Annotated in this window: 1 protein-coding gene; it reads right to left on the bottom strand. The window is 37.4% G+C overall.

What is annotated here, in order from left to right; translation table 11 throughout:
* Positions 1–234: 234 nt before the first annotated feature.
* Positions 235–594, bottom strand: a complete 360-nt coding sequence (locus ACRCJ0_RS18320) for a hypothetical protein (RefSeq protein WP_016897090.1) — start codon at positions 592–594, stop codon at positions 235–237.
* Between the last annotated feature and the right edge of the window lie 26 nt (positions 595–620).

Raw genomic sequence — 620 nt, 5'->3', positions numbered from 1 at the left:
TAAGTAATATAAAAAACGTTCGTGAGATTTCCACGAACGTTTTTTTTAAGGTTTATTTTGAAAGATTTCAACTACATTATAGTAGGTAGCCAGCGAATAAAACAAGGGCTAGCAAGGCAATGACCACATAAGTAATCTTTCGGATGGTTTCTTTCAATTTTACGCTTGTATTTGGGACTGGTATTCTTCAGTGTTAATGGAAATATCTTTATTTTGCATTCTAATGCCTCCATACTATAGGTATTTCATTAGTAATAGGGCTATGATGATACCGGCAATTGATGTGAAAATTCTTTGTGTATGGTAGTCTTTTGCTTGATTATCTGGCGCTTCGATGGGTTCGATGACGCCATCAACTTCGATAAAGCCGCCAGCTTGTGCATGCTTGTCCTTTTTCCGCCATTGCCATAAGTTATAGATACTGCTGACTAGTAAGATGATTGACAGAATCAATAATAATGTCGGGAAGAGTTGGATAAATAATTTCGTGAAGAATATGAATAGGAAAATGAGTAGGGCTAAGACCAGAATCAGACCAAGACAGCCTAAACCTGAGGACCCGTTGTATACATAGACACGACGTTTGTTATTCATGAGCGGTCACCTCCAATAGGATTTAA

The sequence above is a fragment of the Aerococcus sp. L_32 genome (genome assembly GCF_050689315.1).
The sequence above is the reverse complement of the archived record's forward strand: the minus strand, read 5'-3'. Positions and strand labels throughout refer to the sequence as shown.